At 58.1% G+C, this 25,307-nt stretch carries 25 protein-coding genes; 14 read left to right on the top strand and 11 right to left on the bottom strand.

The window, feature by feature from the left end; translation table 11 throughout:
• Positions 1-43 precede the first annotated feature (43 nt).
• Positions 44-694: a sulfotransferase family 2 domain-containing protein gene (locus ACR0AA_RS12335; RefSeq protein WP_480665014.1), complete on the top strand. Its 651-nt coding sequence runs from the start codon at positions 44-46 to the stop codon at positions 692-694.
• Between the two features lie 84 nt (positions 695-778).
• Here ACR0AA_RS12335 and ACR0AA_RS12330 read toward each other — a convergent pair whose 3' ends face one another.
• Together ACR0AA_RS12330 and ACR0AA_RS12325 are read right to left on the bottom strand one after the other, a co-directional pair.
• The gene (locus ACR0AA_RS12330; RefSeq protein ID WP_480665013.1) at positions 779-2,380 is read right to left on the bottom strand and encodes a BCCT family transporter; all 1,602 of its coding nucleotides are present in this window, start codon (positions 2,378-2,380) and stop codon (positions 779-781) included.
• A 254-nt stretch (positions 2,381-2,634) separates the two neighbouring features.
• Positions 2,635-4,203: an arylsulfatase gene (locus tag ACR0AA_RS12325; protein WP_480665012.1), complete on the bottom strand. Its 1,569-nt coding sequence runs from the start codon at positions 4,201-4,203 to the stop codon at positions 2,635-2,637.
• A gap of 149 nt (positions 4,204-4,352) precedes the next feature.
• Here ACR0AA_RS12325 and ACR0AA_RS12320 point away from each other — a divergent pair, with 149 nt between their 5' ends.
• The 3 genes from ACR0AA_RS12320 (at position 4,353) to ACR0AA_RS12310 (ending at position 8,084) form a co-directional block, all read left to right on the top strand.
• Positions 4,353-5,255 (top strand): LysR family transcriptional regulator, encoded by a 903-nt coding sequence (locus ACR0AA_RS12320; protein WP_480665011.1) that lies wholly within the window; start codon positions 4,353-4,355, stop codon positions 5,253-5,255.
• A gap of 195 nt (positions 5,256-5,450) precedes the next feature.
• A complete protein-coding gene (gene pnp, locus ACR0AA_RS12315; RefSeq protein ID WP_480756149.1) occupies positions 5,451-7,601 on the top strand; it encodes a polyribonucleotide nucleotidyltransferase in 2,151 nt (716 codons plus the stop codon).
• 93 nt (positions 7,602-7,694) lie between these two features.
• Positions 7,695-8,084: a nuclear transport factor 2 family protein gene (locus ACR0AA_RS12310; protein WP_480665009.1), complete on the top strand. Its 390-nt coding sequence runs from the start codon at positions 7,695-7,697 to the stop codon at positions 8,082-8,084.
• 3 nt (positions 8,085-8,087) lie between these two features.
• Here the strand turns inward: ACR0AA_RS12310 and ACR0AA_RS12305 are convergent, their stop codons facing one another.
• Complete coding sequence (locus ACR0AA_RS12305; RefSeq protein WP_480756148.1) at positions 8,088-8,723, bottom strand: DUF1326 domain-containing protein; 636 nt, start codon at positions 8,721-8,723, stop codon at positions 8,088-8,090.
• A 237-nt stretch (positions 8,724-8,960) separates the two neighbouring features.
• Here ACR0AA_RS12305 and ACR0AA_RS12300 point away from each other — a divergent pair, with 237 nt between their 5' ends.
• The 4 genes from ACR0AA_RS12300 (at position 8,961) to ACR0AA_RS12285 (ending at position 11,401) form a co-directional block, all read left to right on the top strand.
• Positions 8,961-9,233 carry a PepSY domain-containing protein gene (locus ACR0AA_RS12300; protein ID WP_480665007.1) on the top strand — a complete coding sequence of 91 codons (273 nt, stop codon included), beginning with the start codon at positions 8,961-8,963 and terminating at the stop codon, positions 9,231-9,233.
• 23 nt (positions 9,234-9,256) lie between these two features.
• Positions 9,257-9,778 (top strand): helix-turn-helix transcriptional regulator, encoded by a 522-nt coding sequence (locus ACR0AA_RS12295; protein ID WP_480665006.1) that lies wholly within the window; start codon positions 9,257-9,259, stop codon positions 9,776-9,778.
• A gap of 140 nt (positions 9,779-9,918) precedes the next feature.
• On the top strand, positions 9,919-10,608 hold the full coding sequence (locus ACR0AA_RS12290) for an outer membrane protein (RefSeq protein WP_480665005.1): 690 nt from the start codon (positions 9,919-9,921) through the stop codon (positions 10,606-10,608).
• Positions 10,609-10,678: 70 nt separating this feature from the next.
• The gene (locus ACR0AA_RS12285) at positions 10,679-11,401 is read left to right on the top strand and encodes a glycosyltransferase family 25 protein (RefSeq protein WP_480665004.1); all 723 of its coding nucleotides are present in this window, start codon (positions 10,679-10,681) and stop codon (positions 11,399-11,401) included.
• A 56-nt stretch (positions 11,402-11,457) separates the two neighbouring features.
• On the opposite strand, the gene ACR0AA_RS12280 is transcribed toward ACR0AA_RS12285, so the two are convergent.
• Positions 11,458-12,108 carry a peroxiredoxin gene (locus ACR0AA_RS12280; protein WP_170408508.1) on the bottom strand — a complete coding sequence of 217 codons (651 nt, stop codon included), beginning with the start codon at positions 12,106-12,108 and terminating at the stop codon, positions 11,458-11,460.
• A 205-nt stretch (positions 12,109-12,313) separates the two neighbouring features.
• On the opposite strand from ACR0AA_RS12280, the gene ACR0AA_RS12275 reads away from it, so the two are divergent.
• Complete coding sequence (locus ACR0AA_RS12275; RefSeq protein ID WP_480665003.1) at positions 12,314-13,753, top strand: aldehyde dehydrogenase family protein; 1,440 nt, start codon at positions 12,314-12,316, stop codon at positions 13,751-13,753.
• Between the two features lie 12 nt (positions 13,754-13,765).
• The gene (locus tag ACR0AA_RS12270) at positions 13,766-14,077 is read left to right on the top strand and encodes a hypothetical protein (protein ID WP_480665002.1); all 312 of its coding nucleotides are present in this window, start codon (positions 13,766-13,768) and stop codon (positions 14,075-14,077) included.
• Positions 14,078-14,109: 32 nt separating this feature from the next.
• On the opposite strand, the gene ACR0AA_RS12265 is transcribed toward ACR0AA_RS12270, so the two are convergent.
• Together ACR0AA_RS12265 and ACR0AA_RS12260 are read right to left on the bottom strand one after the other, a co-directional pair.
• A complete protein-coding gene (locus ACR0AA_RS12265) occupies positions 14,110-15,018 on the bottom strand; it encodes a cation diffusion facilitator family transporter (protein WP_480665001.1) in 909 nt (302 codons plus the stop codon).
• 53 nt (positions 15,019-15,071) lie between these two features.
• Positions 15,072-15,923, bottom strand: coding sequence for a methylated-DNA--[protein]-cysteine S-methyltransferase (locus ACR0AA_RS12260; protein WP_480665000.1), 852 nt, complete (start codon positions 15,921-15,923; stop codon positions 15,072-15,074).
• A gap of 118 nt (positions 15,924-16,041) precedes the next feature.
• Between ACR0AA_RS12260 and nth the strand changes: the two genes are divergently transcribed.
• Positions 16,042-16,686 carry an endonuclease III gene (gene nth, locus ACR0AA_RS12255; protein WP_480664999.1) on the top strand — a complete coding sequence of 215 codons (645 nt, stop codon included), beginning with the start codon at positions 16,042-16,044 and terminating at the stop codon, positions 16,684-16,686.
• A complete protein-coding gene (locus ACR0AA_RS12250; protein ID WP_480664998.1) occupies positions 16,683-17,672 on the top strand; it encodes an adenosine kinase in 990 nt (329 codons plus the stop codon). Before nth ends, ACR0AA_RS12250 begins: the two co-directional genes overlap by 4 nt.
• Positions 17,673-17,679: 7 nt before the next feature.
• Here ACR0AA_RS12250 and ACR0AA_RS12245 read toward each other — a convergent pair whose 3' ends face one another.
• The 5 genes from ACR0AA_RS12245 to ACR0AA_RS12225 form a co-directional block, all read right to left on the bottom strand.
• Positions 17,680-18,519 carry a DUF547 domain-containing protein gene (locus ACR0AA_RS12245; RefSeq protein WP_480664997.1) on the bottom strand — a complete coding sequence of 280 codons (840 nt, stop codon included), beginning with the start codon at positions 18,517-18,519 and terminating at the stop codon, positions 17,680-17,682.
• Positions 18,516-19,889 carry a radical SAM protein gene (locus ACR0AA_RS12240; protein ID WP_480664996.1) on the bottom strand — a complete coding sequence of 458 codons (1,374 nt, stop codon included), beginning with the start codon at positions 19,887-19,889 and terminating at the stop codon, positions 18,516-18,518. Before ACR0AA_RS12240 ends, ACR0AA_RS12245 begins: the two co-directional genes overlap by 4 nt.
• A 72-nt stretch (positions 19,890-19,961) precedes the next feature.
• A complete protein-coding gene (locus tag ACR0AA_RS12235; RefSeq protein WP_480664995.1) occupies positions 19,962-20,672 on the bottom strand; it encodes a glutathione S-transferase family protein in 711 nt (236 codons plus the stop codon).
• A 64-nt stretch (positions 20,673-20,736) separates the two neighbouring features.
• Positions 20,737-21,276 carry an RNA polymerase sigma factor SigZ gene (gene sigZ / locus ACR0AA_RS12230; RefSeq protein WP_480664994.1) on the bottom strand — a complete coding sequence of 180 codons (540 nt, stop codon included), beginning with the start codon at positions 21,274-21,276 and terminating at the stop codon, positions 20,737-20,739.
• 6 nt (positions 21,277-21,282) lie between these two features.
• The gene (locus ACR0AA_RS12225; RefSeq protein ID WP_480664993.1) at positions 21,283-21,768 is read right to left on the bottom strand and encodes an RNA pyrophosphohydrolase; all 486 of its coding nucleotides are present in this window, start codon (positions 21,766-21,768) and stop codon (positions 21,283-21,285) included.
• A 138-nt stretch (positions 21,769-21,906) separates the two neighbouring features.
• Between ACR0AA_RS12225 and ACR0AA_RS12220 the strand changes: the two genes are divergently transcribed.
• Positions 21,907-23,934, top strand: a complete 2,028-nt coding sequence (locus tag ACR0AA_RS12220) for an FAD-dependent oxidoreductase (RefSeq protein ID WP_480664992.1) — start codon at positions 21,907-21,909, stop codon at positions 23,932-23,934.
• Positions 23,935-24,020: 86 nt separating this feature from the next.
• Complete coding sequence (locus ACR0AA_RS12215; RefSeq protein WP_480664991.1) at positions 24,021-25,304, top strand: MFS transporter; 1,284 nt, start codon at positions 24,021-24,023, stop codon at positions 25,302-25,304.
• The last annotated feature ends 3 nt before the right edge of the window (positions 25,305-25,307 follow it).

Raw genomic sequence — 25,307 nt, 5'->3', positions numbered from 1 at the left:
TTGACCCACAGGCTTGTAGGGTTTGTGATTTCGAGGAAGAAAGATGCCAGTTTACCCAAATCACCGCGCGATATTCGTGAACATTCCGAAAAACGGTGGATCAACGCTGACAACGGTGCTGAAACGCAATCGTTTTCTGGGACGACGGGTGAACAATACAGACCCCCGTTGCGATGATTGTGAATTTGTCTCGCAATATCTCGATGTGCTTGGGGATGAGGCCGCCGACTACTTCAAGTTCAGCTTTGCAAGAAACCCCTGGGATCGGTTTGTCTCGGCTTATCACTATGTTTGCCAGAGGCGCCCGGAATTGACTCAGGTGACGTCACACGGATCATTCGCAGAGTTCACCTCCGCATTCTCAGCTGACCCCGAGGCATTCCTGCATATCCGCTATTTCAGACCGCAATGGACCTATCTGACAGACGCCACCGGTGCGGTGCCATTGGATTTTGTCGGTCGGTTGGAAAGGTTCGAAGACGATCTCAAGGTGGTGCTGAAAAAGATAGGGCTGCGGCGCTCGCTCGTACGCCGGAGAAAGCAAACGAAACGCTCTGATTTCCGCGACTATTATGACGATGAAAGCCGCGCAGTGATCGCGCGGGTTTACGAACGGGACATCGACCTGTTGGGGTATGAGTTCGAGGACGGAAACCGGAGACAAAAGTCCGGGGTTCTCGGGTTTCTGAAATAGCCTCTGAGGCACGATCAAGATACCAGGTCAAAACTGAAAATGCCCGCCGAATTGGCGGGCATTTTCAGTTCATGCGATGTCAGCTTACATCTTAGCCCGTTCCGATTTCAGCGCCAGCCACAGGCAGTAGCACATGATCAGAACCACCAGCGTGAACGGAATGCCGGTCGATACCGCCGCGCCCTGCAACGCCGCCAACCCTCCGCCAAGCAGCAACGCAATGGCCACCAGACCTTCCAGAGTGCACCAGAACACGCGCTGGATCACCGGGGCATCCATTTTGCCGCCCGCAGTGATCGTGTCGATCACCAACGATCCGGAATCCGACGAGGTCACGAAGAAGATCACGATCAATATCAACGCGATCGGGGCCACGATACCGTAGAGCGGAAGCTCTTTCAGGAACCCAAACAGCGCGCCTTCGGGGGCGTAGCTTTCGATCACCGTTGCACGGACACCTTCGGCACCGCCTGCGTTCAGCATATCGATGGCTGCGCCACCGAATGTCGACATCCACAGGGCACATACCGCTGTGGGGGCCAGCAATGCACATATGACGAATTCACGCACCGTGCGACCCTTGGAAATGCGGGCGATGAACATGCCCACAAATGGCGACCATGCGATCCACCATGCCCAGTAGAACGTCGTCCAGCCGTGGAAGTAGCTGGTGTCCTCACGACCAAATGGGTTCGAGAGCGCCGGTAAGTGCAACACATAGTCCGTCATCACGTTGAAGTACCGCGCTATCGCAGTGCCGACTCCGGTCACGGCAATCACGAACAGGAACAGGCCAACGGCCATGACCATGTTGATCTCGCTCAGCCTTTTGACGCCTGCATCCATACCCAGCAGAACCGAGCCGAGGGCAATCATGGTGATACCGATGATCAACAGAACGACGACTGTCGGACTGGGTTCGATACCGAAGACTTCGTTCAACCCCGCTGCAACTTGCTGTGCGCCCAAACCAAGTGAGGTGGTCAGACCGAACAATGTGGCAAAGACCGCCAGCGTGTCGATAATATGACCCCACCATCCCCAGACGCGCTCGCCCAAAATTGGGTAGAAAGCGGATCTGAGGGTCAGTGGCAAATCCAGATTATAGCTGAAGATCGCAAGGCTAAGACCGACTGCGGCATAGACCGCCCAGCCTTCAAGGCCCCAATGGTGAATGGTGCCAACGACACCGGCGTATTCATTGCCCGGCACTGCGATGTCGATACCCAACGGAACGGCATTACCATCTTCCGCGAAGTTGTAATAAACCGGCTCCATCACGCCGAAGAACAGCAGCCCAATGCCGATACCGGCGGCGAACATCATCGCGATCCATCCGGCGTAGGAGTAGTCAGGCTTGGCGTCCTTGCCTCCGATCCGAACGCTGCCCACCGGCAGAATGATCAGAACGAGGCAAAACAGGGTGATCGCATCGACCGATAGCACCAGGAACCAGTCAAACGTGCTGGTCAGCCATGGCCTGAGCCACCCAAAGAACGTGGCGGCCGCTTCTTGGTTGGCCAGTGCGATCAGAACGAACGCAAAAATCACGATGCTCGAGATCAGGAAAACGGGGTTGTGGATATCCAGACCGAAGGGCCGGACGTTGTCTTGCCCAAGCTCGTATTCGGTCTCAAAATCATAGATCCGCGGATCCGGATCCAGCATTTTCTTGGTGTCAGCCATTCGACTGCCCTTCTGTTCGCGCAATGCAAACGCCAAGGTATTCTGCCGGATGACGGTTCTGAGTTATCGACTCCCTTGGCGCGCTCCCGTCATGTCGACCTTGGGGGAAGTGTTAACATATTACACTGACACCAAAATTTCACAAAATGCATTCACTTTACCGCATGTTAGCGGCAAACATATTGAAAGGAAAACGCCCACCGAGTAGCGGGCGTTTCAACCTTTTGTTAGCCGGTACGCAATCGCCTGAGACGCTACTGCGACATCCCCCCTTCGCTACTGACCTGCTCCTGAACGTGTGTCTCATTGCCCACGGTTGCGCCGCGCGGTGGAAACTCGGCGAACGTGGCCAGATGCGCCTGAACCAGACGGGCTGCCGGGCCAAAAGCCCACATCTTGTTGCCCATCCAGCGGGTATACATGCCGGATTCCTCGGCCGCCTTTTCGTACGGATCACGGCGCAGATTGAACAGAAGCGGCGCGTTCAGTTCTTCCTTGGGACCAGCCCAGCCTTTCTCCTGAATGGTGAAGTGCGCCTTCCAGTCGTTATAGCGCACCGCCTGCAGGTCAGTGCCTTCATAATAAACGATTTCCTTCCGGTTGCTGCCTGTCTCGCCAGTCAGGTAGGAAAGCTGATTGTAACCGTCCAAATGCACTTTGTACCCTTCGAACCCGTCCAGCAGCTCTGCTGGCAAATCCTGAGAGCCTCCGGCCGCCGCAACAAGTGTCGGCATCCAGTCCATGCCATCAAAGATACCGTTCAGCACCTGACCCTCGGCAATCTGGCCGGGCCAGCGGATGATGGCGGGCACACGGAATCCGCCCTCCCAGGTCGTGCCTTTTTCGCCGTGGAACGGCGTCGTGCCGCCATCGGGCCAGGTCATCGTCTCGGGGCCATTGTCAGACGTAAAAATGACGATGGTATTGTCGGTGATACCGAGCTCTTCCAGATGAGCGGTGACTTTGCCGACATTATCGTCCAACTCTTTCATCACAACGTCCTGCAGCCCACGACCGTCGCCCAGCATCGCCTCGTATTCCGGGCTGAGATGGGTCCAGACATGCGCCCTTGCGGGGGCCATCCAGACGAAAAACGGCGTTTCGCTTTCGACCGCGCGATCAATGAAGTCGAGGGTATGGGCCGTGACCTCGTCATCTAGCGTCTTCTGGCGTTCTGGTGGGGCGGGGCCGTCATCGATGATGCGCTGCTTCCCAACCACGCCCCAACGGGGATTGACGGTTTCGTCCATGGTGTCCGTTGCAAACGAGTGAATGATGTTGCGCGGGCCGAACTGCTGCGCGAACTCCGGATCTTTTGGCCAATCCGGGTCGGACGTGTATTCCATCGCGTTGAGATGATAGAGCCACCCCCAATACTCATCAAACCCTTTGACCGTTGGCAGGAACTTATTGAGGTCACCCAGGTGGTTCTTGCCAAACTGACCGGTCGTATAGCCCAGAGATTTCAGGATATTGGCCAATGTCGGGTCTTCATCACTGAGGCCAACGGGATCGCCGGGCAGGCCAACTGTGTGCATGCCGGTCCGCACCGGGTATTGGCCCGTGATGAAAGCGGACCGACCTGCTGTACAACTGGGCTGCGCATAGTAGTCCGTCAGGCGCGCACCCTGGGCGGCAAGCTGATCGAGATTGGGCGTTTGGATGCTTTTGACACCCTGATGATAACTGCCGAGGCTGGCCCAACCGACATCATCGGCCATGATGACAAGGATGTTGGGTTTTTCGGTTTCTGCAATGGCCGCTGTCGCGACCGCCCAGAGTGCGGTGGCGGCGCTAACCGCTATCGATTTGATCTGAAACACCAGGTTAACCTCCTGAGAACGATGAATATTGGCCAAAACGGCCCGCATGATATGTTCCTAGAGGCTGGCCTGATTGGCTCGCAACATGGGTTTACATTCTTGCAATTTCTGGAACGTAATACGCGATATCTGAAACTTCAGAGGCCGCGATGCTGAACGAAAAATCCCTCTCTGCCTTCCTGAACCTTGCTGAAACCGGAAACTTTCAGGAGGCCGCAAAACGCATGGGCGTATCGAACGCATCATTGTCACGCTATGTCGCGATGGCGGAAAGCCAGGTTGGATTTCCGCTGTTTCACCGCAAACGCGGCAACAGTGGTCTGACCCGCGAAGGGCGGGACTTTCTGCCGGTCGCCAGAAAGCTCCAAACGGACTTGCAGACTTGCGAACGTCAAATCGAATTTATCCGGTCTGATGCGGGGCAGACGGTACGCATCGGCTGTGGGCCACTGACGCCTCGAACGCTGATCAAGCCTGCAATACAGGCAGCTTTGCAGGTATCGCCCGGGTTGCGCGTTCGCGTTTCTGTCAGCGCGCGACAGGCACCGATCGAGATGCTGGAAAGCGGCGAGATTGACATCTACGTCGGCGATCTGACCCACACGCCGGAAACCGAGAATATCGAACTGATGATGTTCGAAAAACGGGCCGTGGTCTTCGGCGCCCATGTCAGCCATCCGCTGCACGACGTTCCTGTGTGCACCCTCAGCGACGTGTTCACCTATCCTTTTGCCTCGCCGCATTTGCACAAACACTGGCGCGCGGCGCTGACCAAAGCCCTTGGTGGCGACGATGGCGCGGCCCAGAAGGTCAAGACATTGCCGCAGATCGAAAGTGACGACTATGCGTTTCTGACCTCTCTTTTGGGCGACGGAAAATGGATCGTCGGTGGGATGCCCGAAACCTTTGCTGAGCTTGTCGAAACTGGCCGGATCAAACTGATCGAGACCGACCCGCAGATCACTTGGAACATTTGCGCTGCACGCAAGGCGGATCAGGATCACATTGCCATCGAACTGCTTTGGCAAAAGTTGTGCGGACTTGCTGCGTGACCAAATTGTCAGCCCCAACGGAGCGGTCGGTTTCGCTTTCCTTTGGGCGCAATCTCATGTATGCGCGCGCTATCTGAGACGTTGTGCCCTGACCCCGGCACTCGAACGGAAGATAAATTGGGGTCGGCGGCAATGGGGCCGCCATGCAAACGGGAGACCCGCAGGGGCGGGAGTGCTCTCATCTAGGATACGCATATGTTTGATGTAACGAAGAAATCGATGCAGTGGGGCGAAGAGACGCTCACACTGGAAACTGGCAAAGTTGCGCGCCAGGCCGACGGCACCGTGATTGCCACGCTGGGCGAAACCAGCGTTATGGCGAACGTGACCTTTGCCAAGCAGCAAAAGCCCGGTCAGGACTTTTTCCCGCTGACCGTGCACTACCAAGAGAAATACTATGCCGCCGGTAAGGTTCCGGGTGGCTTCTTCAAGCGCGAGGCGCGCCCGACCGAGAAAGAGACGCTGACCGCGCGTCTGATCGACCGTCCGATCCGCCCGCTGTTCGTTGACGGCTTCAAAAACGAAGTTCTGGTGATGTGCACCGTGCTGAGCCACGATCTGGTCAACGACCCCGACATCGTCGCTATGATCGCCGCTTCGGCTGCCCTGACCATTTCGGGCGCACCGTTCCGCGGCCCGATCGCCGGTGCCCGGGTTGGTTTCGTGGATGGCGAGTACGTCCTGAACCCGACCGTGGACGACATGCAGGACCTGCGCCTGAATCCTGAACAGCGTCTGGATCTAGTTGTCGCCGGCACCAAGAACGCCGTGATGATGGTTGAATCCGAAGCTTACGAGCTGTCCGAAGCAGAGATGCTGGGCGCCGTGAATTTCGCGCATGAGCAGATCCAGCCGGTTCTGGACCTGATCATCGATCTGGCCGAAGAAACCGCCAAAGAGCCGTTTGAGTTTGAAGCGCCCGATTACTCGGAACTGTACGCCGCCGTTGCGGCCGCCGGTGAAGAGCAGATGCGCGCCGCTTTCGCAATCACCGACAAGCAAGAGCGCACCGCCGCTGTTGCCGCTGCCCGTGAAGCGATCAAGGAAGCGCTGACCGAGGAACAGCTGGAAGACGGCAACCTGGGTTCGGCGATGAAAAAGCTGGAAGCCGGCATCCTGCGCGGCGACGTCGTCAAAGGCGGCAAGCGCATCGACGGTCGCTCGACCACCGATGTCCGTGCCATCGATGCTGAAACCTCGCTGCTGCCGCGTACGCACGGTTCTGCCCTGTTCACCCGTGGTGAAACACAGGCACTGGCCGTGACCACGCTGGGCACCGGCGACGACGAACAGTTCATCGACGCACTGCACGGCAACTTCAAATCGAACTTCCTGCTGCATTACAACTTCCCTCCGTATTCGGTGGGTGAGGTTGGCCGCGTCGGGTCGCCCGGCCGTCGTGAGATTGGCCACGGCAAGCTGGCATGGCGCGCGTTGCAGGCGGTTCTGCCTGCGCCGACCGACTTCCCCTACACCATCCGCGTGGTGTCGGAGATCACGGAATCCAACGGCTCGTCCTCGATGGCTTCTGTCTGCGGCGGCTCGCTGTCGATGATGGATGCAGGTGTTCCGCTGAAAGCACCGGTTGCCGGTGTGGCCATGGGTCTGATCCTGGAAGATGACGGCGAATACGCTGTTCTGACCGACATTCTGGGTGACGAAGACCACCTGGGCGACATGGACTTCAAAGTGGCGGGTACCGAAAACGGCATCACCTCGCTGCAGATGGACATCAAGGTCGCAGGCATCACGCCGCAGATCATGGAAACCGCTCTCGCACAGGCCAAAGAAGGCCGGATGCACATTCTGGGCGAGATGGGCAAAGCCCTGTCAGAGACCAACGAATTCTCGGTCCACGCTCCGCGTATCGAGACCATGAACATCCCGACCGACAAGATCCGCGAAGTGATCGGCTCGGGCGGTAAGGTCATCCGCGAGATCGTGGAAACCTCGGGTGCCAAGGTCGACATCAACGACGATGGCGTCATCAAGATCGCCTCGCCCGATGGTGAATCGATCAAGAAGGCCTACGACATGATCTACTCGATCGTGGCCGAGCCGGAAGAAGGTCAGGTCTACACCGGTAAAGTGGTCAAGATCGTCGACTTCGGCGCTTTCGTGAACTTCTTTGGCAAGCGCGACGGACTGGTCCACGTGTCCCAGATCGAAAACCGCCGCCTGAACCATCCGTCGGATGTTCTGAAAGAAGGTCAGGAAGTAAAGGTCAAGCTGCTGGGCTTTGACGATCGCGGCAAGGTCCGCCTGTCGATGAAAGTCGTCGATCAAGAAACCGGCGAAGAGATCGTTCCCGAGAAGAAAGAAAAGAAAGAGGAAAGCGCAGAGTAATCTGTTCTTCTTTCCAATGACCGAGGCCCCGGCGGAAACGCCGGGGCCTTTTTTTGTGCTACATTGCAACCTGATCCAGCAGGAGGGAAAGCGATGTCAGACAAAGATCGAATTGACCATCTGGCGCGGCAATATTTGCAGGCTATCGAAAGCGATGATGTCTCTCAGATGCTGAGCTTGTTTGCCAATGACGCGACCGCGACCTCACCAATTTCCGGCAAGCAACAGGCGCGGGATTTTTATACCCATGTCATGAAGATCACGAAGGACCGGTCTACCGTACACAAGAACACATTCGCCGATACGTCCAGCGCACTGCAAATGGCGGTGCATTTTGACTACACACGCATCATCCATGACGGTCATCCCGAAACCATCGAGTGTGTGGCCCTTTTCGAACTTACCGAAGATCAGAGCCGGTTCAAATCTGTAACGATCATCTATGACACAGCCCCGGTTCTTGTGGACATCGATGAAGCGTGATCGTCAGTGCGCAACTCCCGACGGTCCGTGCTTCATCACATGCCATTGGCCATAGCTGTCGTTCAGATCCAACTTGATCGCTGCGTCTGCCTTGGTCGAAGCGCTACCGATCTCAGCCAGGGTGAATTCAATCCCGCCGGGTATGTCGATCCGCACACGATGTGGGCCGCCGCCATGCGGGGCCTGAATCGGCTTTCCGGTTGATTGAAGTACGTCACCGATTGAGACATTGGCCGTGCGCCCCTCCATGTCCATTTCGAAATCAATCGGCAAAAACAGGGTGTCGTGAACCCTCTCGCACATGGCCCTGAACACGAACCAATGTGTTGCCATTTCTTCGGTTTCTTCGCCGTGAAAAACCTTTTCCAATGCTGCGCGCTGCGCCTCTGACGCGCTGGGATCGATGATCACCTGCATCTCGCCGCCACCTTCGAAAATCGGACCCGGCCAGGCGTAAATCAGGGCAGCTTTTGTGCCGCTCAAATCCGTATCGCCGAAATGTCCTTTTTTGATCTCAAGCACTTCGAACCCGCGACAATGCCCATGAGTGGGCAACTCTTCGAACTGGCATGGACATGCATAGCCGCAGTTACAGTTCCCAAAAGCATCGCCTTCAACATACCAATCAGTAAATGCCATCGTCATCTCCTGTTACGCACAGTGTGAAATCCCGACGTCGTTGGTTGCTGCCTGTAGATTTTCCCCCACGACACCCTATCACAAAATGCTCAAATCCTAAACCAGACGCCCGAATCCACCGTTTTTGAGGCATAAACCTTGGTTCAATTCGACCCAAATCAACCAAAAGCCAATCGCAGAGCGTCCCGCAGCCCCCCAGTTCGATCACATCGCCACAACGCAAAAAGGAGATGCGATATGGAAACCTTGAAACTGCTGACTTTGACCGGCCTGATTGCGACCGCACCGGTCCTTGCGCTGGCCAATGTTGGGCTGGGTGACAAGCTGGGCACCACCGAGGCCGATATCCGCGCCGCTCTGGAGGGGCAGGGATACCAGATCGAAGAGATCGAATTCGAAGATGGCGAGATCGAGGTTGAACTCGTCAAGGATGGCGTGGAAACTGAACTGGTCCTGTCCGAGACCGATGGCGTGGTGACCGCCATCGAACTGGAAGAGGACGACGACTGAACACGTGATGTCAAAGGGGCCGTATGAAGATTTCACAAACGTCTTTGCTCTGGCTTCTTCTGGTGGTGCAGGCCCTCTGCGCCGCCTTTTTCATGACCGACGCGGCTCTGGACTGGACCGGAGGGGAAAGCGCCGGTTTTCGCCACCTGCACGCGTTCGAACTGGTTCTGGCGCTGGCATTGGTCGGAGGGCTGACCGCCACAATCGCCCTGATCCGCTCTCAGGTCAGACGGGTATACGACTTGCAGCGGCAATTGCACATCGCGCAAGGCGCATTCGCCCGGATCATTGAACACCAGTTCGATGAATGGCAGCTAAGCGATGCTGAACGGGACGTCGCGATGTTGTCGATCAAGGGCCTGACCATAGCTGAAATGGCTGAACTGCGACAGACCAAAGAGGGCACGATCAAGGCACAGTGCGCTGCGGTTTACCGCAAGGCGGGCGTCTCTGGGCGGTTGCAGTTGCTGAGCTACTTCGTCGAAGAACTTCTGTCTGAACCGCTGATCAAAAACCCTGATGACAGTGCGGGTTCGGCGGTCTGAACTGACGACTTACAGTCTCCGGGTTATTCATTCACACTGCCCAAATAACCTGTGAAGCGAAGTGAAGGCCCGCCACCTTCCTTTCGTCCCCGCGGTTCCCACATCTGCGCAAGACAGACCACGGAACAAAGGACTTGATTATGGTTAAGCGTCTTATTCTCGCCTCAGCGGCCCTGACAATCAGCGCATCCGCGCTGGCCGCGCAAAGCCTGTCGGACGGCCTCTACGTTCAGGGCTTCGCCGGGTACAGCCAGTTGCAGGACAGCGACTTCAGCGGAACGATCAACGGATCGACCCAATCCGTGGATGCAGACTTTGATGGCGGTTACGGGCTGGGTATCGCCGTCGGCAAAGAGATCCCGCAATGGTCGAACGACCAGATCGGCACCCGGATCGAGCTTGAGCTGTCCTATCGTGACAATGATGTGGATGGCGTGAACTTCTCGGGCAACGGTCCCGGCGCCGAAGCCAACATTTCGGGCGACGTGACGCAAACATCGTTGTTTGCCAATGTGCTGGTCGATTTCAAGCAAGCCGGAGCGTTCACCCCATATGTCGGCCTGGGTCTGGGGGCCACCTATTCCGATCTGGACTTTGCGTACGGACCGGGCGTCGCGCTGAACGACACCGACACGACCTTTGCTGCGCAAGTTATTGCCGGTGTCGCCTACGAGGTCAGCACGAACACCGACCTGACCCTGGACACTCGTTATACTCGCGCATTCGACGTTTCTTCTGCGCGTTTGGCCCCAAATGGCACCTCAACTGGTACAGTTGAGGACGACATCGACGCCTTCAGCGTCAACTTTGGCCTGCGCTACGGCTTCTGATTGACTGGGCGGAAGGGTTTCTGTCTGGTTTCTCTTCCCCCTCTGCCCCCCGTGTTCTATGCACTGTGGCATGAAGTCTTTTGTGATCCATATGACCTCAAGCGCAGCCCGGCGTCCCAACGCCGAAAGGCTATGCTCTGAACTGCCCAACGCCGAGTTGTTCGAAGCCGTAAACGGCAAAGACCCCGAACAGATCGCGGGCATTCAGTTGTTTCCCGGCGATTTGTATCGCCCCAGATACCCCTTCGCATTGAAGCCGGCCGAGATTGGCGTCTTCGAGAGTCACCGTCGCATTTGGCGCAAGATGGTGGATGAGAAAATCGATCGGGCGATCATCACCGAGGATGATCTGCGCGTGGACGCCTGCCGCATGGCCGAAGCCTTGGAAATGCTGGAACCGCTGGCCACCCCGGATCACTATATCCGCATTCCGGTAAAGCAACGCGAAGAACCGTCGCAAACCCTGGCCCAGCATAACGGGCTGCGCCTGATCCTGCCCAGGGTGATTGGCCTGCAATGTGTTTGCCAGATGGTCGGACGCCGTGCGGCCGAGCGGTTGCTAGCCGTAACCAATCAGATCGACCGACCGGTTGATACGTTCCTGCAGATGCATTGGGTGACAGGACAGCCAATTCTTTCATTGCAGGGAAGCGGTAACAAGGAAGTGGCTGGCGAAATCGGGGGCTCGACCATTCAGACAAGCCCGCCTCTGGCCGACAAACTGACGCGTGAGTTTAAGCGAGCTTCGTATCGCAGGAAACTGTACCAGTTTCCGCAACGATCTGCGGCCTGACAGAAAACTCGGCCAAATTGAAAACGGGCGGGGCTTTGTGCCCCGCCCGCATTGTTTTAACTGGGCGCTTTGGTTTTTCGCAGATACGGGAAGATCGTTTCGAACTCGCCAAACTTCTCTTTTGCTTCATCATTCGAGACGGCGGGCGGAATTATCACGTCTTCGCCCGGCACCCAGTTCGCAGGGGTGGCAACGCCTTTGGCGCTCATCTGCAGGCCATCCAGTGCGCGCAGGATTTCCGCAAAGTTGCGGCCCACGGTCATCGGGTAGGTCATCGACAGTTTCAGCTGTTTGTCCGGGCCGATGATAAAGACGGAACGTACGGTAGCACTGTCGGCGGGGGTGCGGCCATCGGGCAGGTAGGCCTCGGCCGGCAGCATGTCGAACGCCTTGGACACGGCCAGCCCGTCATCGGCGATGATCGGGAAACCGGGGTTGGCATTGCCGTATGCCTCGATGTCTTTCTTCCACTTCTTGTGGTCTTCGACACCATCGACCGACACACCAATCACCTTGGTGTTGCGTGCCGCCCATTCATCGTTCAGCTGTGCAACGGCCGAGAACTCGGTGGTGCAGACCGGAGTGAAATCCTTGGGGTGCGAGAACAGGATCGCCCAGCTGTCACCAATCCAGTCATGGAACTGAACGGTGCCCTGATCCGTTTCTGCGGTGAAATTCGGAACGGTGTCGTTGATGCGCAAACCCATGGTACATCTCCTTTTCTTTGAAATATCCGAGTCGGTTGGGAGAAACCTAATTACTCTGCGCCATTGTTAAACCATCCACCGGCTTAAAGGGTATTCATTTTTGAGGAAAATAATTTGATCAAATTATCCCTTGCCACACCAATTTGCCGGTGCCAGAGTGGCGCAAATTCCCGGCATCCGGGCTGAAGGATCAGGAGGATACGCGATGATCGAGAAGCGCAATTTCTACATCAACGGAACATGGGTCGCCCCATCCGCACCCAATGATTTCGAGGTGATCAACCCTTCGACCGAAGAACCCTGCGCAGTGATCTCGCTCGGCGCGCAGGCCGATACCGACGACGCCGTTGCCGCAGCAAAGGCCGCCTTGCCCGGCTGGATGGCGACCCCCGTCGCAGAGCGCATCGCGTTGGTCGAAAAGCTGATCGAGATTTACCAGAGCCGCTCCGAAGATCTGGCGCAAGCCATGTCGCTTGAAATGGGGGCCCCCATCGACATGGCGCGCACTCAGCAATCCGGTGCGGGTATGTATCACCTTGCGAACTTTGTACGCGCAGCCAAAGCGTTCCAGTTCGAACGCCCGCTTGGCGAGCATGCGCCTAATGATCGGATCATCTACGAAGCCGTCGGCGTGGCCGCCCTGATCACGCCGTGGAACTGGCCGATGAACCAGATCACGCTCAAGGTTGGTGCCGCGGCGATCGCCGGATGCACGATGGTACTGAAACCGTCCGAGCAAAGCCCGCTGAACGCGATGATCTTTGCCGAGATGATGAATGAGGCGGGCTTCCCAGCCGGTGTCTTCAATCTGGTGAATGGCGACGGGGTCGGGGTCGGTTCGCAACTGTCGGCGCATCCGGATGTGGATATGGTCAGCTTTACCGGATCGACCCGTGCCGGCACAGCGATTTCGAAAAGCGCAGCCGATACCTTGAAAAAGGTGCATCTGGAGTTGGGCGGCAAGGGCGCAAACGTGGTCTTTGCGGATGCTGATGAAAAGGCAGTCAAACGCGGTGTCTTGCACATGATGAACAACACCGGCCAAAGCTGTAACGCCCCCAGCCGCATGCTGGTGCAGCGCCCGATCTACGATCAGGCCGTCGAGACCGCAGCGGAAGTGGCCAACATGGTCTCAGTCGGAAGTGCTCAGGAAGAAGGGCGTCACATCGGCCCCGTCGTGAACGAGGCGCAGTGGACCAAAATTCAGGATCTGATCCAGAAGGGCATCGACGAAGGCGCGCGTCTGGTTGCGGGTGGTACTGGCCGCCCCGAGGGTCTGAACAAGGGTTACTACGTACGCCCCACCGTCTTTGCCGATGCCAACAACCAGATGACCATCGCGCGCGAAGAGATCTTTGGCCCGGTCCTGACCATGATCCCCTTCGACACCGAAGAAGAGGCGGTCGAGATCGCCAACGACACGCCCTACGGCCTGACCAACTATGTCCAGACGCAGGATGGCGCACGTGCCAACCGCATGGCGCGGGTCCTTCGGTCCGGTATGGTTGAAATGAACGGCCAGTCCCGTTCTGCGGGCTCCCCGTTTGGAGGGATGAAACAGTCGGGCAACGGGCGCGAAGGTGGTCTTTGGGGGCTGGAAGATTTCCTTGAGGTCAAAGCCGTTGGGGGATGGGCGGCGGAGTAACCAAGTTTCCCAATGACGGTCGATTTTGACCTTTTGAACACTGTTGAGCCCGTGAGCACTGAACAGCTGGCTGAGATGCACACGGGTTCACTTCTGACGCGCCTAATGGCTCTCAGAGGTCTGCAGGAGTTCTATTCCCAAAGCGATTGGAGCGATGAAGAGAGGGAAGCCGTCGTCGCAAAGGGGCTTATCGCATTCAAGGACAGAGAGAACTGGCAACGTGCCTGGTTAGAGCTGAAGGCCGAACTATCCACTCGTGAGCATGTGCCTCGGGGCGGTAAGGAGTTAAGGCATCTCAATCAACAAGCCAAACAAAAGCGGTAAAGCCCTGCCGCTTTTGAGGGCATGGACACACTTTACTCCACAGCGACGACACGGGCGGGTTCTTTAAGTTCGGTGTCCGGCTCCAGATGAATCACAAAGACAGATCCGGGGAACTTTTCAACCAACGCCCCTTCGATATCATCGCAGATGTCATGCGCATCGGCGACCGACATACTGCCATCGACGACAAGGTGGAATTCGACGAAAATCATGTTGGCTGACCGGCGACCCCGTAGGTCGTGGTATTCCAGCGCCGAGCCCAGATTGGCCTCGATCATTTCCCGCACAGACTTCAAATCCCTGTCGGACAAAGAGGCATCCATCAGCCCATCGACCGAGCTGCGGATGACTTTCCAACCCTCCCACAGAATGTTGAGGGCTACGAGGATCGCGATGAGAGGGTCCAAGATCAGCCAACCGGTAGCCATCGCAATCAGCAGCCCGACGACGACACCAACCGACGTTATCAGGTCGGTGAAAATATGCTTTGCGCTCGCTACCAGTGCAGGAGAACTTTCGCGTCGACCGATCCGCAACAGCAGAAAGGCCCAGATACCGTTCAGACAGGTCGCGCCCACGTTAATAGCGATGCCGAGAAAGGGTGCGCCTGCCAATTCTGGATTGGGCAATGCAAAAACGGCCTCGCGAATGATCAGAAGCGCGGCCAGAACAATCAGGGTTCCTTCGGCCACGGCCGACAGATACTCGGCCTTTTTGTGTCCGAACGGGTGCTTTTTGTCCGGCGGCATACCTGAAATTCGGACCGCAAAGTATGCGAGCAAGGCCGCCAACACATTCACAACCGATTCCAAAGCATCCGACAGCAACGCGACCGAGCCGGTCACCCACCACGCCAGCAGTTTCAGCAATAAAACTGCAAGCGAAACGGGGATGGCCCATGCAGCGAATGTCTGGGTTGTCTGTCCGGTGTCCTGCCTCATAGAGACTCACCTAGCACATGAAGCAGGTTTACGATCTTACTTTTTGACTGCGGTTACGCATCCGCCTGAGCGGCCTCATAAGCAAGCATCGCGCGTTTCACCGGCAGTCCCCAATGATAGCCGCCCAATCCTCCGGATTTGCGCAACGCGCGATGGCAGGGGATCAACCAACTGACAGGATTGCGACCCACCGCTGTCCCGACGGCTCGAACAGCCTGAGGCGACCCGACCCGCTGTGCGATTTCCGAATAGGTCGTCACCTGCCCCGACGGAATATGCATCAGGGCTTCCCAAACCTTGATCTGCAGAGGTGACCCGATCAGATAGAGCGGCGTCGGCTCCAACCGGTCACTGGCCGCGCCAAACGCGCTGAGGACCCAGGGTCGCAGGCGCATCGGGTCTTCGACGAATTCCGCCTTAGGCCAGCGCGAGATCATGTCCTCCATTGCAGCCTCCTCACCGGTCTCCGCGCCAAATGCCATGCCGCAGATGCCTTTGTCCGTTCCCATCACAAGCGCCGGGCCAAAGGGGCATTCGAACCAACCCCAATAGATCGTAAGCCCGTCACCCTTGCGGGCGTATTCGCCGGGGCTCATGGATTCCCATTTCAGGAACAGATCGTGCAGGCGGCCACTGCCGGACAGGCCAACGTTATGCGCGGTTTCCAACGTGGTGAACCGTTCCCGCAGCAGCGCCTTGGCGTGGCCCAATGTCAGATACTGTTGATACCGTTTCGGCGACACCCCGGTCCAACGCGAGAACAGGCGCTGGAAATGCGCGGGGCTCATGTCCATCTGGCACGCCAGTTCGTCGAGGCTCAGGTTCTCGCCACCCTGATCGATCAAATCAATGGCACGACGCATGACGTTGTAATGGTATCCGCTTTCCGGGGTCTGGACGTTCATGGTTCTCACCTCATTGTCTTGTCCAAACCATAGCGCGCAGGTCACGGCCTCGCGACCCGGAACTTGCGCATTGGCTTTGGACTTGTATCAACGCGCCCCGACCGGCATTAAGGCGCGGATGGCAAAACAACTTGATTATCACACGATCCGCGAGATCTTCACACGTTTTCAGGACGCCGACCCCGAACCCAAGGGCGAGCTGGATCACGTGAACGTCTATACCCTGGTCGTGGCCGTGGCGCTGTCTGCGCAGGCCACCGACGCCGGGGTAAACAAAGCCACGCGCGAGCTGTTCAAGATCGCTGACACGCCGCAAAAGATGCTGGATCTGGGTGAAGAGGGGCTGATCGAGCATATCAAGACCATCGGCCTGTTCCGGCAAAAAGCCAAGAACGTCATCAAGCTCAGCCGAATTCTGGTCGAAGACTATAGCGGCGAGGTGCCCAATTCCCGCGCAGCCCTGCAATCGCTGCCGGGGGTGGGTCGCAAGACGGCCAATGTGGTGCTGAACATGTGGTGGCGATATCCGGCGCAGGCCGTGGATACCCATATCTTTCGCGTCGGCAACCGCTCTGGTATCTGCCCCGGCAAAAACGTCGACGCTGTCGAACGCGCCATCGAGGACAATATCCCAGTTGATTTTCAGCTGCATGCGCATCACTGGCTGATCCTGCATGGCCGGTACCACTGCAAGGCACGCAAACCCATGTGCCCGACCTGTATCATCCGCGATCTCTGCGAATTTGAGGACAAGAACCTATGAAAACCTACCAGCTTGTCGGCATCGGAAATGCCGTGGTGGACGTAATCTCTCAGGCCGATGACAGCTTTCTGGAGCTGATGGGCATCGAAAAGGGCATCATGCAACTGATCGAGCAGGAGCGTGGCGAAGTGCTTTATGCCTCGATGGAAGGTCGGGTTCAGACGCCGGGCGGTTCGGTTGCCAACACGATCGCGGGTGCAGGCGCGCTGGGGCTGGATTCGGCGTTTATCGGACGCGTACACGATGACGCACTGGGCCGGTTCTATGCGGACGCGATGAACGAAGATGGCGTGGACTTCGTGAACCCGCCGGTTCCGGGTGGAGAGCTGCCGACGTCGCGATCGATGATCTTTGTCTCACCCGATGGCGAACGATCGATGAATACCTATCTGGGGATTTCGTCTGAACTGTCGTCGCAGGACGTATCGGATGAGGTCGCAGGCAACAGCCAGATCATGTTCCTTGAGGGCTATTTGTTCGACAAGGAAAAGGGCAAGGCTGCCTTCCTTGAGGCCGCACGCGCGTGTCACAAGGGCGGCGGCAAGGCTGGTATCGCCATTTCCGACCCGTTCTGCGTGGAACGCCACCGTGTCGACTTCCTGTTGCTGATCGAAAACGAACTGGATTTCGTCATCGGCAACGAGGCAGAGATCAAGTCGCTGTTCGAAACTGACGATCTGGAAGAGGCGCTGGCCAAAACCGCCGCGATCTGCCCTCTGGTCGTATGCACACGTTCGGGCGACGGGGTGACGGTTCTGAACGAAGGCAAGCGCATCGACGTGCCGGTTGAAAAAGTGGTGCCAGTGGATGCGACCGGTGCAGGCGATCAATTCGCGGCTGGTTTCCTGTTCGGCATGGCCACAGGTCGCGATCATGAGACCTGCGCACGGATCGGCAATGTCTGCGCCCGCGAGGTCATCAGCCATATCGGCCCCCGCCCCGAGGCAAACATGCAGGAACTGCTGCGCGCCGAAGGGTTGCTGTAACCGCCAGCTACGATCCGGCCGCCGCGTCGTTCAGCGCCCAGTCGTACTGATATGCTTTGACACGCGGCGTATGCTGCAGGCGGGCGCGCAGCTCGGGTTTCGCCACCGTTTCGATGTAAGCAAGAACAGCCTTTTCATTCGGACCGAAATCCTCGCGGAACCAGATATATATTTTCGAGAGGATAAGCCCGCCGCGGTTGTCGAACCGCACGCCGCGCGGGTCGTTGACATAGGCATGTTCGGCGGTCGCGAGATCGCGCTCTAGCGTCTCAGCCCGCCAGGCGCGGTCCATCAGGTTGGGGCAGCCCACAGCGGCACAGTTCAGCGCGTAATGGATGCGCGGCTCGTTGAATGTGGGTCGGATGACGCGATGTTCGATGTCATTCAGAGTCAGGGTTTCCCCGCCAACCCGTGCCAAAGGACGGTTCCACGGCCCAATCGAAAGCGGTCCGTCCTTGATGTCCCGGATCGAGGCTACAGGGTAGTTGTCGAGAACGACATCCACCGTCAGCGCGTTGTACAGATTGATCCAGTAAGCCAGTTGTTGGTCGCTGGTCAGCTGCACCGGATCAACAGCCTGCAGATCAGCCAGATATCCTTTCAGACGCGTTCGATCTGTTTGTGTCACTTGCCCATAAGCCACCCGGTTCACACCGTGCGTATCCATTGCGACATAGCGGTTCAGAAAGCTGTCCCAATCCCGATGATCTACCTTCTCTCCCGGAGGTGCCGCGAAACGGGTCAGGGTCTGCCCCGGCAGGGCTTCGGGCGCAGGCAGGGCCAATCGCTCCACGCTGGCGCAGGCCGCCAGTATCGGAAATAGCAGAAGTAACAGAAGGTTTCTCATGACGCGTCCTTTCGGTTCCGGCGCAATGCACGCATCTGACCCTTGAGCCGCTTGAGAGGAGCCAAAGCGGGATCGCTCAGGTCCGGCAGATCGGGGGTTCCTGACAGGCGTGGCGCTGCGGCGTTCCACCAGCTTGGACCAAACGGGCCGTCAATCTGGTCAGGCGCCGCCAGATGCAGGTCGCGTTGCGCGTTGTGGGCGCACATGGACAGCGGGCCGTTTGCCGTTGCGACCATGAACACGCAGGACGCACAACGACCTTCTTCCAGCGCATCCGCGGCCATGAAGTTATGGATGAACACGGATTGCCTGCGGACCGGTCCGCGCAAAAGACCGCGCCCCAGACTTAGAACGCACCCCAGAAGATGCAGACCGGCCCGCGCAGCCAAAAGGGGGTTGCGCAACGCCATGCGCCGCACACCATCGCGGATGTCGATATGGCCGTCTGTCGACCGATCCGCCCGTTCCAGCGCGGCAATCACCCGATGCGTCAATCGCCGGGCCGACAGAAGCGATACCGCGCGCCCTCCGGCGGTGACGACGCTGGCATAGCGGTTGCATTTCGAATGCCCTACGGCTGCAGTGTCGAAATGCAGGGGTGTTTCATACCCGGCCTCAACCGCACGCATTACACTGTCTTGCGTGATCGCGTCGGGTCGTTCCCGCAGCACCCCTCGGCCAGTATCGGCCTGCATCTGGAACGAAACAAAGGCGACCTCCAGGCGGTCACGCAGGAACCGCGCCAGCGTAGGAAGCTCGTCGAAATTACCGCCAAAGACCGTTGTGTTGAACAAGACCCGCAAGCCCAACCCGCGCGTACGACGGATGTAGGCACAACGCACGGTATTTAGCTCGGCCTCGCTGGCAAACCCTTTGCGCTCCTGAGTCATGTCGACATGAAAGGCCACGTCATCCAACCCCGCTGCCGCAAGCCGCGTCAGAAACGCCCGGCTGGCGCGGATACCGTTGGTCATCAGGCAGGACCGCATGCCCAATCGCCGGATCTCGCGGCACAGCGATTCAAGATCTTCGACCTTGCGCAGCGTCGGATCTCCGCCCGTCAACTGGACCGAGACACCGGGGCCATAGTGGCTATGGATCGTGGCAATCCGCGCGAACAGAACCGAAAGCGGCGGATCATAGGTCATCTCGGCCCGGTCCGAGAGATAACACAGCGTGCAATCCAGATTGCAACGCTGGGTGACTTCAAGCGCAACACAGGCAATGGGATAGAACCGGCCTGCGGTCTGACCGGCGCTATATTCCGCGCAGCCTTGCAGACCGCCGCGCAACGGCGCGCGGCGGTCTGCACCCGTGAACTTGCGTCCGGCGGGTTGTACGAAAGAGGGAGATGGGGGTGTGTCCTTCATACCCGTCAAGCTAGACAGGTCGACCAGATGCGACCACGCCCCCTCACGCCAACGTGCGGCTTGGTGAGTAAATCACCCGCAGCACCCGCCGGATTGTTTCAACGGAGCGGTTGCCGGCGCTTCGTTCAGGTTCGCACCCCGCCCAAGCCACGTCCGTTCGGCCAGATAGAATTCGGCAAATCGCGCGACAAAATCCTCGGACACGGTTTTCTGCGGGATGCCTGTCGCCAGCAAGGCCTGTTGCCAAGCCTTCACCTTGGGGTAGTCCACCAACATATCGTGCCCGCTGTGTTCGGCCACGATTGCAGCGCGATGGAGCAACGGCAACCACGCCATATCGACATTGCCCAGCGCCTCGCCCGCAAAATAAGGCCCATCGCCCAGCTGCTTTTCAGCCTTTGCGAAAGAGGCGTTTAGCTTGGTCATCCGATCAGAGAAGATCGCCTGATCCGCGCTTTGCATCGCGCTGCACTGAACCAGATAGTGTTTGCTTGCCTGATAGCTCCACGCGCGGTTCAGGGCGCGCTGTTCGGGCGTCAGGTCGGGCTGCAGCGACGCGGTCACTTCGTCGAGGAATTCGGCAATTGCGTCCGACTCGAACAGCGCGGTGCCGCCCTCGGTCACCAGAACCGGCACCTGACCTGTCGGCGACAATTCCAGAAACCAGTCCGGCTTGTCGCTGAGGCTGATATAGTCGATCTGATAAGGCACCTGCTTGGCTTCCAACAGCGCGGTGACGCGCTGAACGAAAGGGCAGATTTTGAAACTTATGATACGGATCATTGGTCTTTCCTTTTGCTGGTTTCATCTGTCAGACGAAGCCCGCGCCAAAAAGACGACGATCAGATCAACATTTTTTGCAGGATTTCGGTTTTTCCTGAACGTCCGAGATATTACCCCGCACATCCATCGAGATATTGCAGCAATCTTCGAACGCTTTTCGCAATTCTGCCCGCCCCTTCTGAACGCGGGATTTCAGAGTTGAATACGCCAGCCCCTGCGCCTGTGCGTAATCCTGTTGGGGTATGCCATTGATGTCGATCGCCATCAGCATGTCCGCGGTTTCCTGCGACAATCCACGAATGAAAGGTTCGACACAGCCCTCCAAGTCTTGACGTGTTTCCGGATCGTCGCGGTGATACCAAAGGTCATCCGGGTGCGCCTCGGCACGGCCTGATTTCCGGTAATAGTCGATGATCGTGCGATCGGCGGTTTGAAACAACCACGGCTGCAGTTTCGCCGGGTCCTTCAGGTTTGGCAGACCGGTGAAAACTTTGACCAAGATTTCCTGCAGCAGGTCATCTACATCTGCCGCGTTGGACACACGCGAATGCAGAAACGCTTTCAGGCGTGCGCGGTACTTGGGCCAGATATCTTCTATTTGCATGCCGTCTTATGACAGGTGATCGGCAAAGGCGGCAACCACCTGCTGGTAAACCTCACGTTTGAACGGCACGATCTCTTCGATCAGCTTACCGGGGTCCTGCCATTTCCATTGAGTGAATTCCGGATGCTCTGTCTGGATGTCGATCTGGTCGTCACTACCGGTAAACCGCAGCAGATACCATTTCTGTTCCTGCCCGCGAAAGCGACCCTTCCAGATTTTGGGCACGATGTCATGCGGCAGATCATAGGGCAGCCAGCCGTTTGTTTCGGCAACGACCTCAACGAGGTCCGAAGTTACGCCGGTTTCCTCCCAAAGCTCACGCAGCGCCGCATCCCGTGGGTCCTCGCCTTTGTCCACTCCACCCTGAGGCATCTGCCAAGCGTCCTTGTGGCGGTCATTGCGCTGGCCGACAAAAACCTTGCCCTCGGCATTCATCAGCATAAGTCCCACGCAGGGTCGATAGGGCAGTTTGGCGATTTCTTCGGGGGTCATGCGCGGCCTCACTAATGTGCTTTGAGACGTCTGTATCAAGCCCCAAGGCCCTCGCAAAGAGTTTGACGTTAGGTTTCGCGTGACAACATTGACGCGAACGTCAATCTAGCGTCGAGAAATCGGGAGGGAGAGTTCGCCATGACTGCGTACCCAAACATGCTGGCCCCGCTGGACCTGGGCTTTACCACTTTGAAGAACCGCGTCCTGATGGGGTCGATGCACACGGGGCTCGAAGAAACCGGTGACTGGAACCGTGTGGCCGAATTCTATGCCGACCGCGCGCGCGGAGGCGTGGCTCTGATGGTGACAGGTGGGATTGGTCCGAACCTTGAAGGCTCGGTCCTGCCCGGCGCGTCGATGATGACCAATGACAAAGAGGTGGCGAACCATTCCATCGTGACCCAGCGCGTGCATGAGGCCGGCGGCAAGATCGCGATGCAGATCCTGCATGCAGGGCGGTATGCTTATGGTCCGAAATGCGTGGCCCCCAGCCCGGTGAAATCCCCGATCTCGCCCTTCCCTCCGAATGAGCTGGATGAAGAGGGTATCGAGAAGCAGATCGCCGATATCGTCAACGCTGCGGTACTGGCCCAGAAGGCGGGTTATGACGGGGTCGAGATCATGGGGTCCGAGGGGTATTTCCTCAACCAGTTCCTTGTGACTCACACCAACAAGCGCACCGACCGATGGGGCGGGTCCTATGAGAACCGCATGCGCCTGCCAATCGAGGTCGTGCGTCGAACGCGCGAGGCTGTGGGTACCGATTTCATCATCATCTACCGCCTGTCGATGATTGACCTGATCCCCAACGGCTCGACCCATGAAGAGGTCGTTGAACTGGCCCAGCGCATCGAAGAGGCCGGTGCCACGATCATCAACACCGGTATCGGCTGGCATGAAGCTCGGATTCCAACCATTGCCACCAGTGTTCCCCGTGCGGCCTTCGCCTGGGTGACGAAAAAGCTGATGGGTAAGGTGTCGATTCCGGTCATCACGTCGAACCGGATCAACACCCCCGAGGTCGCTGAAGAGGTCCTGTCGACCGGCTGCGCCGACATGGTGTCTCTGGCCCGGCCAATGCTGGCCGATGCGGAATTCGTCAACAAGGCAATTGCAGGTGAAGGGGCCAAGATTGCGCCCTGCATCGCCTGCAACCAGGCCTGTCTGGACCACACGTTCAGCGGCAAGCTGACGTCGTGCCTTGTGAACCCGCGTGCCTGCCATGAGACCGAACTGGAAATTACCGCAGCAGAAACGCCAAAGACGGTTGCGATCGTCGGCGCAGGTCCTGCGGGTTTGTCCACTGCGATGACCGCAGCCCAGCGCGGACACAACGTGACCTTGTTCGACCGCGCCGCCGAGATTGGGGGCCAGTTGAACATGGCCAAGCAGGTGCCGGGCAAGGAAGAGTTCTGGGGACTGGTCGACTGGTACCGCACCATGATGACCGATCTGGGTGTGAAGGTGGAGTTGAACCGAGAGGTCGGCGCGGACGACCTGAACGGCTTTGACGAAGTGGTTATCGCCACCGGCGTCACGCCACGCGACCCGCAGATACCGGGGCAGGATCGTGACAACGTCGTCAACTATATCGACGTGCTGCGCGACAAGGCCGAGATTGGCAAATCCGTCGCCGTCATCGGCGCAGGCGGTATCGGTTTCGACGTGTCCGAGTTCCTACTGGAGAACGGCCATAGCATCACGACCGACCTGCCCGCATGGATGAAGGAATGGGGCGTGACCGATCCGGCTGAACACCGCTCGGGCCTTGCGCCAGAAGGTCCGCAACCGGCGGCACCTGCGCGTGACGTTACACTGCTACAGCGGAAGAAGCAGGCTCATGGCAAAGGACTGGGCAAAACAACCGGCTGGATTCACCGCGCCACTCTCAAGATGAAAGACGTCAACTTTGTTGGCGGCGTGAACTACGAGCGCATAGACGAGGACGGCCTGCATATCAGCTTTGGCGAGGAACGTGCCGACCCGACCGTGATTGCGGCGGACTCAATCGTTCTGTGTTCCGGTCAGGTGTCCGAACGCAGCCTTGCCGATGCTCTGATCGAGCGAGGCATCACCCCGCACGTGATCGGCGGTGCAGATGTGGCCGCCGAACTGGATGCTAAGCGCGCTATCAATCAGGGCACGCGGCTGGCTGCAACATTCTAGGCGCACCGCCCTGCGCCTTGCGTTGCGCGCCGACATATCGTGAACTCGCGCGATAGCCTTCCGTTCCGGAGAAACCGCGCGAGAGAATGACCCACGAGACGCTCCAGCCCCCGTCCCGAAATGTTCCGCTATTGGCGGGACAGGGGGCTTTTTCTGTCATGGCGTGGTCGATGGCCAGCCCCTCGGTCGTGCTGACGTTTCTGGCAGTGTCGATGAATTTACCAGTCTTTTTGGCCGCTGCGCTGGTGGCGATCCGCCATACAGCCGGAACCTTGGCCGATATCTGCGCTGCCGGACCCATCGGGCGTCTGGCGCAGAAGAAAGCCGCCATTGCCCGGATCGATATCGTGGTCGGACTGTGTTTCGCTGCCGTTATACTGGCCGTGACCCATAGCGACCGGACCTTCGTGATCGGGGCGTTCGTCGTTGGGATTTTCCTGATCGGGTTTCTGGAAGAGGTCAAAAGCCTGCTGATCATCGAGTTTGTGGGTGGCAATCTTCCGTCCCGCGACCGGATGCGTGTGAGCTATTCGCAAAAGGCCATCGGCGGGGCGGCCACGATAGCGGCTGTTCTGGTGCTGCATCAGATCTTTCAGGACGCTCCGGCCCTGACGCGCCACAGTATGGTGATCGGGTTCGGTGCGCTGTGCTTTGCCGTGTCGGCGGCACTGGTGATGGCGTTGCAAGAGCGCCCTGGTGAAGCGCAGCAGGCAACCAAAGAGACGCGCATTGAGTCGATGCGCGCCTTCTGGCGAGATGCGGCGCGTTTATTTGTCGAGCCATGGTTTCAAAAGTACATGTTTGTCCGGCTTTCCTTTGTCTTGGCAGGATTATCGGTGCCGTTCTTCGCCCTGATCGCCGCTGAGGCACATCACAGTTCGGAGCAGGGGCTGACGGCGCTGGTGGTGTCATCAGCGGCCGCCCTGATGGTGGCTGCGCCGCTTTGGCGTGCTCTGTCAGGCTATTCCAACCGTTCGGTCATGATCGCCGGAGCGGCGATGATCGCGGTATCCGGCATTTGCCTGATCGCACTGCACAGCCAGGGGCTGGATCATACGGTGCACCTGCACGCGGTATCCCTGTTCGTGGCAACCGTCGCGGTCACAGGGCTGGGCAGCGCACGGACGCTGTATTTCATGGACATCGCCCCGAAAGAGCAAAGGATTGCCGCGCAAGCGGTTTCAAAAACACTCGGGAGGCTGGCGATTATCGCGATATCGATGCTGTTGGCCGCCATTGCGCATCATGGCGCGGTCTTGTGGGCGATTGCAGCGATCTCAATCGGAAGTCTGCTGGCAATCGTTGCGATTCTGTCCTTTGTGGGTGCGCCGCCCAAAGGTGACGCAGCGCAGAACACAACATCAGCCTGAAAG

The organism is Ruegeria sp. CE8, from assembly GCF_056537465.1.
Note: the sequence above shows the minus strand (reverse complement) of the source record. Positions and strands in the feature narration are given on the sequence as shown.

Bases quoted from the DNA above. Each gene is read 5' to 3' on its own strand.
- ACR0AA_RS12250 (WP_480664998.1), top strand. From the start codon at position 16,683: ATGAAAACCTACCAGCTTGTCGGCATCGGAAATGCCGTGGTGGACGTA.
- ACR0AA_RS12290 (WP_480665005.1), top strand. From the start codon at position 9,919: ATGGTTAAGCGTCTTATTCTCGCCTCAGCGGCCCTGACAATCAGCGCA.
- ACR0AA_RS12295 (WP_480665006.1), top strand. From the start codon at position 9,257: ATGAAGATTTCACAAACGTCTTTGCTCTGGCTTCTTCTGGTGGTGCAG.
- ACR0AA_RS12285 (WP_480665004.1), top strand. From the start codon at position 10,679: ATGAAGTCTTTTGTGATCCATATGACCTCAAGCGCAGCCCGGCGTCCC.
- sigZ (WP_480664994.1), bottom strand. From the start codon at position 21,276: ATGCAAATAGAAGATATCTGGCCCAAGTACCGCGCACGCCTGAAAGCG.
- ACR0AA_RS12270 (WP_480665002.1), top strand. From the start codon at position 13,766: ATGACGGTCGATTTTGACCTTTTGAACACTGTTGAGCCCGTGAGCACT.
- pnp (WP_480756149.1), top strand. From the start codon at position 5,451: ATGTTTGATGTAACGAAGAAATCGATGCAGTGGGGCGAAGAGACGCTC.
- ACR0AA_RS12310 (WP_480665009.1), top strand. From the start codon at position 7,695: ATGTCAGACAAAGATCGAATTGACCATCTGGCGCGGCAATATTTGCAG.
- ACR0AA_RS12305 (WP_480756148.1), bottom strand. From the start codon at position 8,723: ATGGCATTTACTGATTGGTATGTTGAAGGCGATGCTTTTGGGAACTGT.
- nth (WP_480664999.1), top strand. From the start codon at position 16,042: ATGGCAAAACAACTTGATTATCACACGATCCGCGAGATCTTCACACGT.
- ACR0AA_RS12300 (WP_480665007.1), top strand. From the start codon at position 8,961: ATGGAAACCTTGAAACTGCTGACTTTGACCGGCCTGATTGCGACCGCA.
- ACR0AA_RS12260 (WP_480665000.1), bottom strand. From the start codon at position 15,923: ATGAACGTCCAGACCCCGGAAAGCGGATACCATTACAACGTCATGCGT.
- ACR0AA_RS12225 (WP_480664993.1), bottom strand. From the start codon at position 21,768: ATGACCCCCGAAGAAATCGCCAAACTGCCCTATCGACCCTGCGTGGGA.
- ACR0AA_RS12215 (WP_480664991.1), top strand. From the start codon at position 24,021: ATGACCCACGAGACGCTCCAGCCCCCGTCCCGAAATGTTCCGCTATTG.
- ACR0AA_RS12330 (WP_480665013.1), bottom strand. From the start codon at position 2,380: ATGGCTGACACCAAGAAAATGCTGGATCCGGATCCGCGGATCTATGAT.
- ACR0AA_RS12265 (WP_480665001.1), bottom strand. From the start codon at position 15,018: ATGAGGCAGGACACCGGACAGACAACCCAGACATTCGCTGCATGGGCC.
- ACR0AA_RS12275 (WP_480665003.1), top strand. From the start codon at position 12,314: ATGATCGAGAAGCGCAATTTCTACATCAACGGAACATGGGTCGCCCCA.
- ACR0AA_RS12335 (WP_480665014.1), top strand. From the start codon at position 44: ATGCCAGTTTACCCAAATCACCGCGCGATATTCGTGAACATTCCGAAA.
- ACR0AA_RS12245 (WP_480664997.1), bottom strand. From the start codon at position 18,519: ATGAGAAACCTTCTGTTACTTCTGCTATTTCCGATACTGGCGGCCTGC.
- ACR0AA_RS12280 (WP_170408508.1), bottom strand. From the start codon at position 12,108: ATGGGTTTGCGCATCAACGACACCGTTCCGAATTTCACCGCAGAAACG.
- ACR0AA_RS12220 (WP_480664992.1), top strand. From the start codon at position 21,907: ATGACTGCGTACCCAAACATGCTGGCCCCGCTGGACCTGGGCTTTACC.
- ACR0AA_RS12235 (WP_480664995.1), bottom strand. From the start codon at position 20,672: ATGATCCGTATCATAAGTTTCAAAATCTGCCCTTTCGTTCAGCGCGTC.
- ACR0AA_RS12240 (WP_480664996.1), bottom strand. From the start codon at position 19,889: ATGAAGGACACACCCCCATCTCCCTCTTTCGTACAACCCGCCGGACGC.
- ACR0AA_RS12320 (WP_480665011.1), top strand. From the start codon at position 4,353: ATGCTGAACGAAAAATCCCTCTCTGCCTTCCTGAACCTTGCTGAAACC.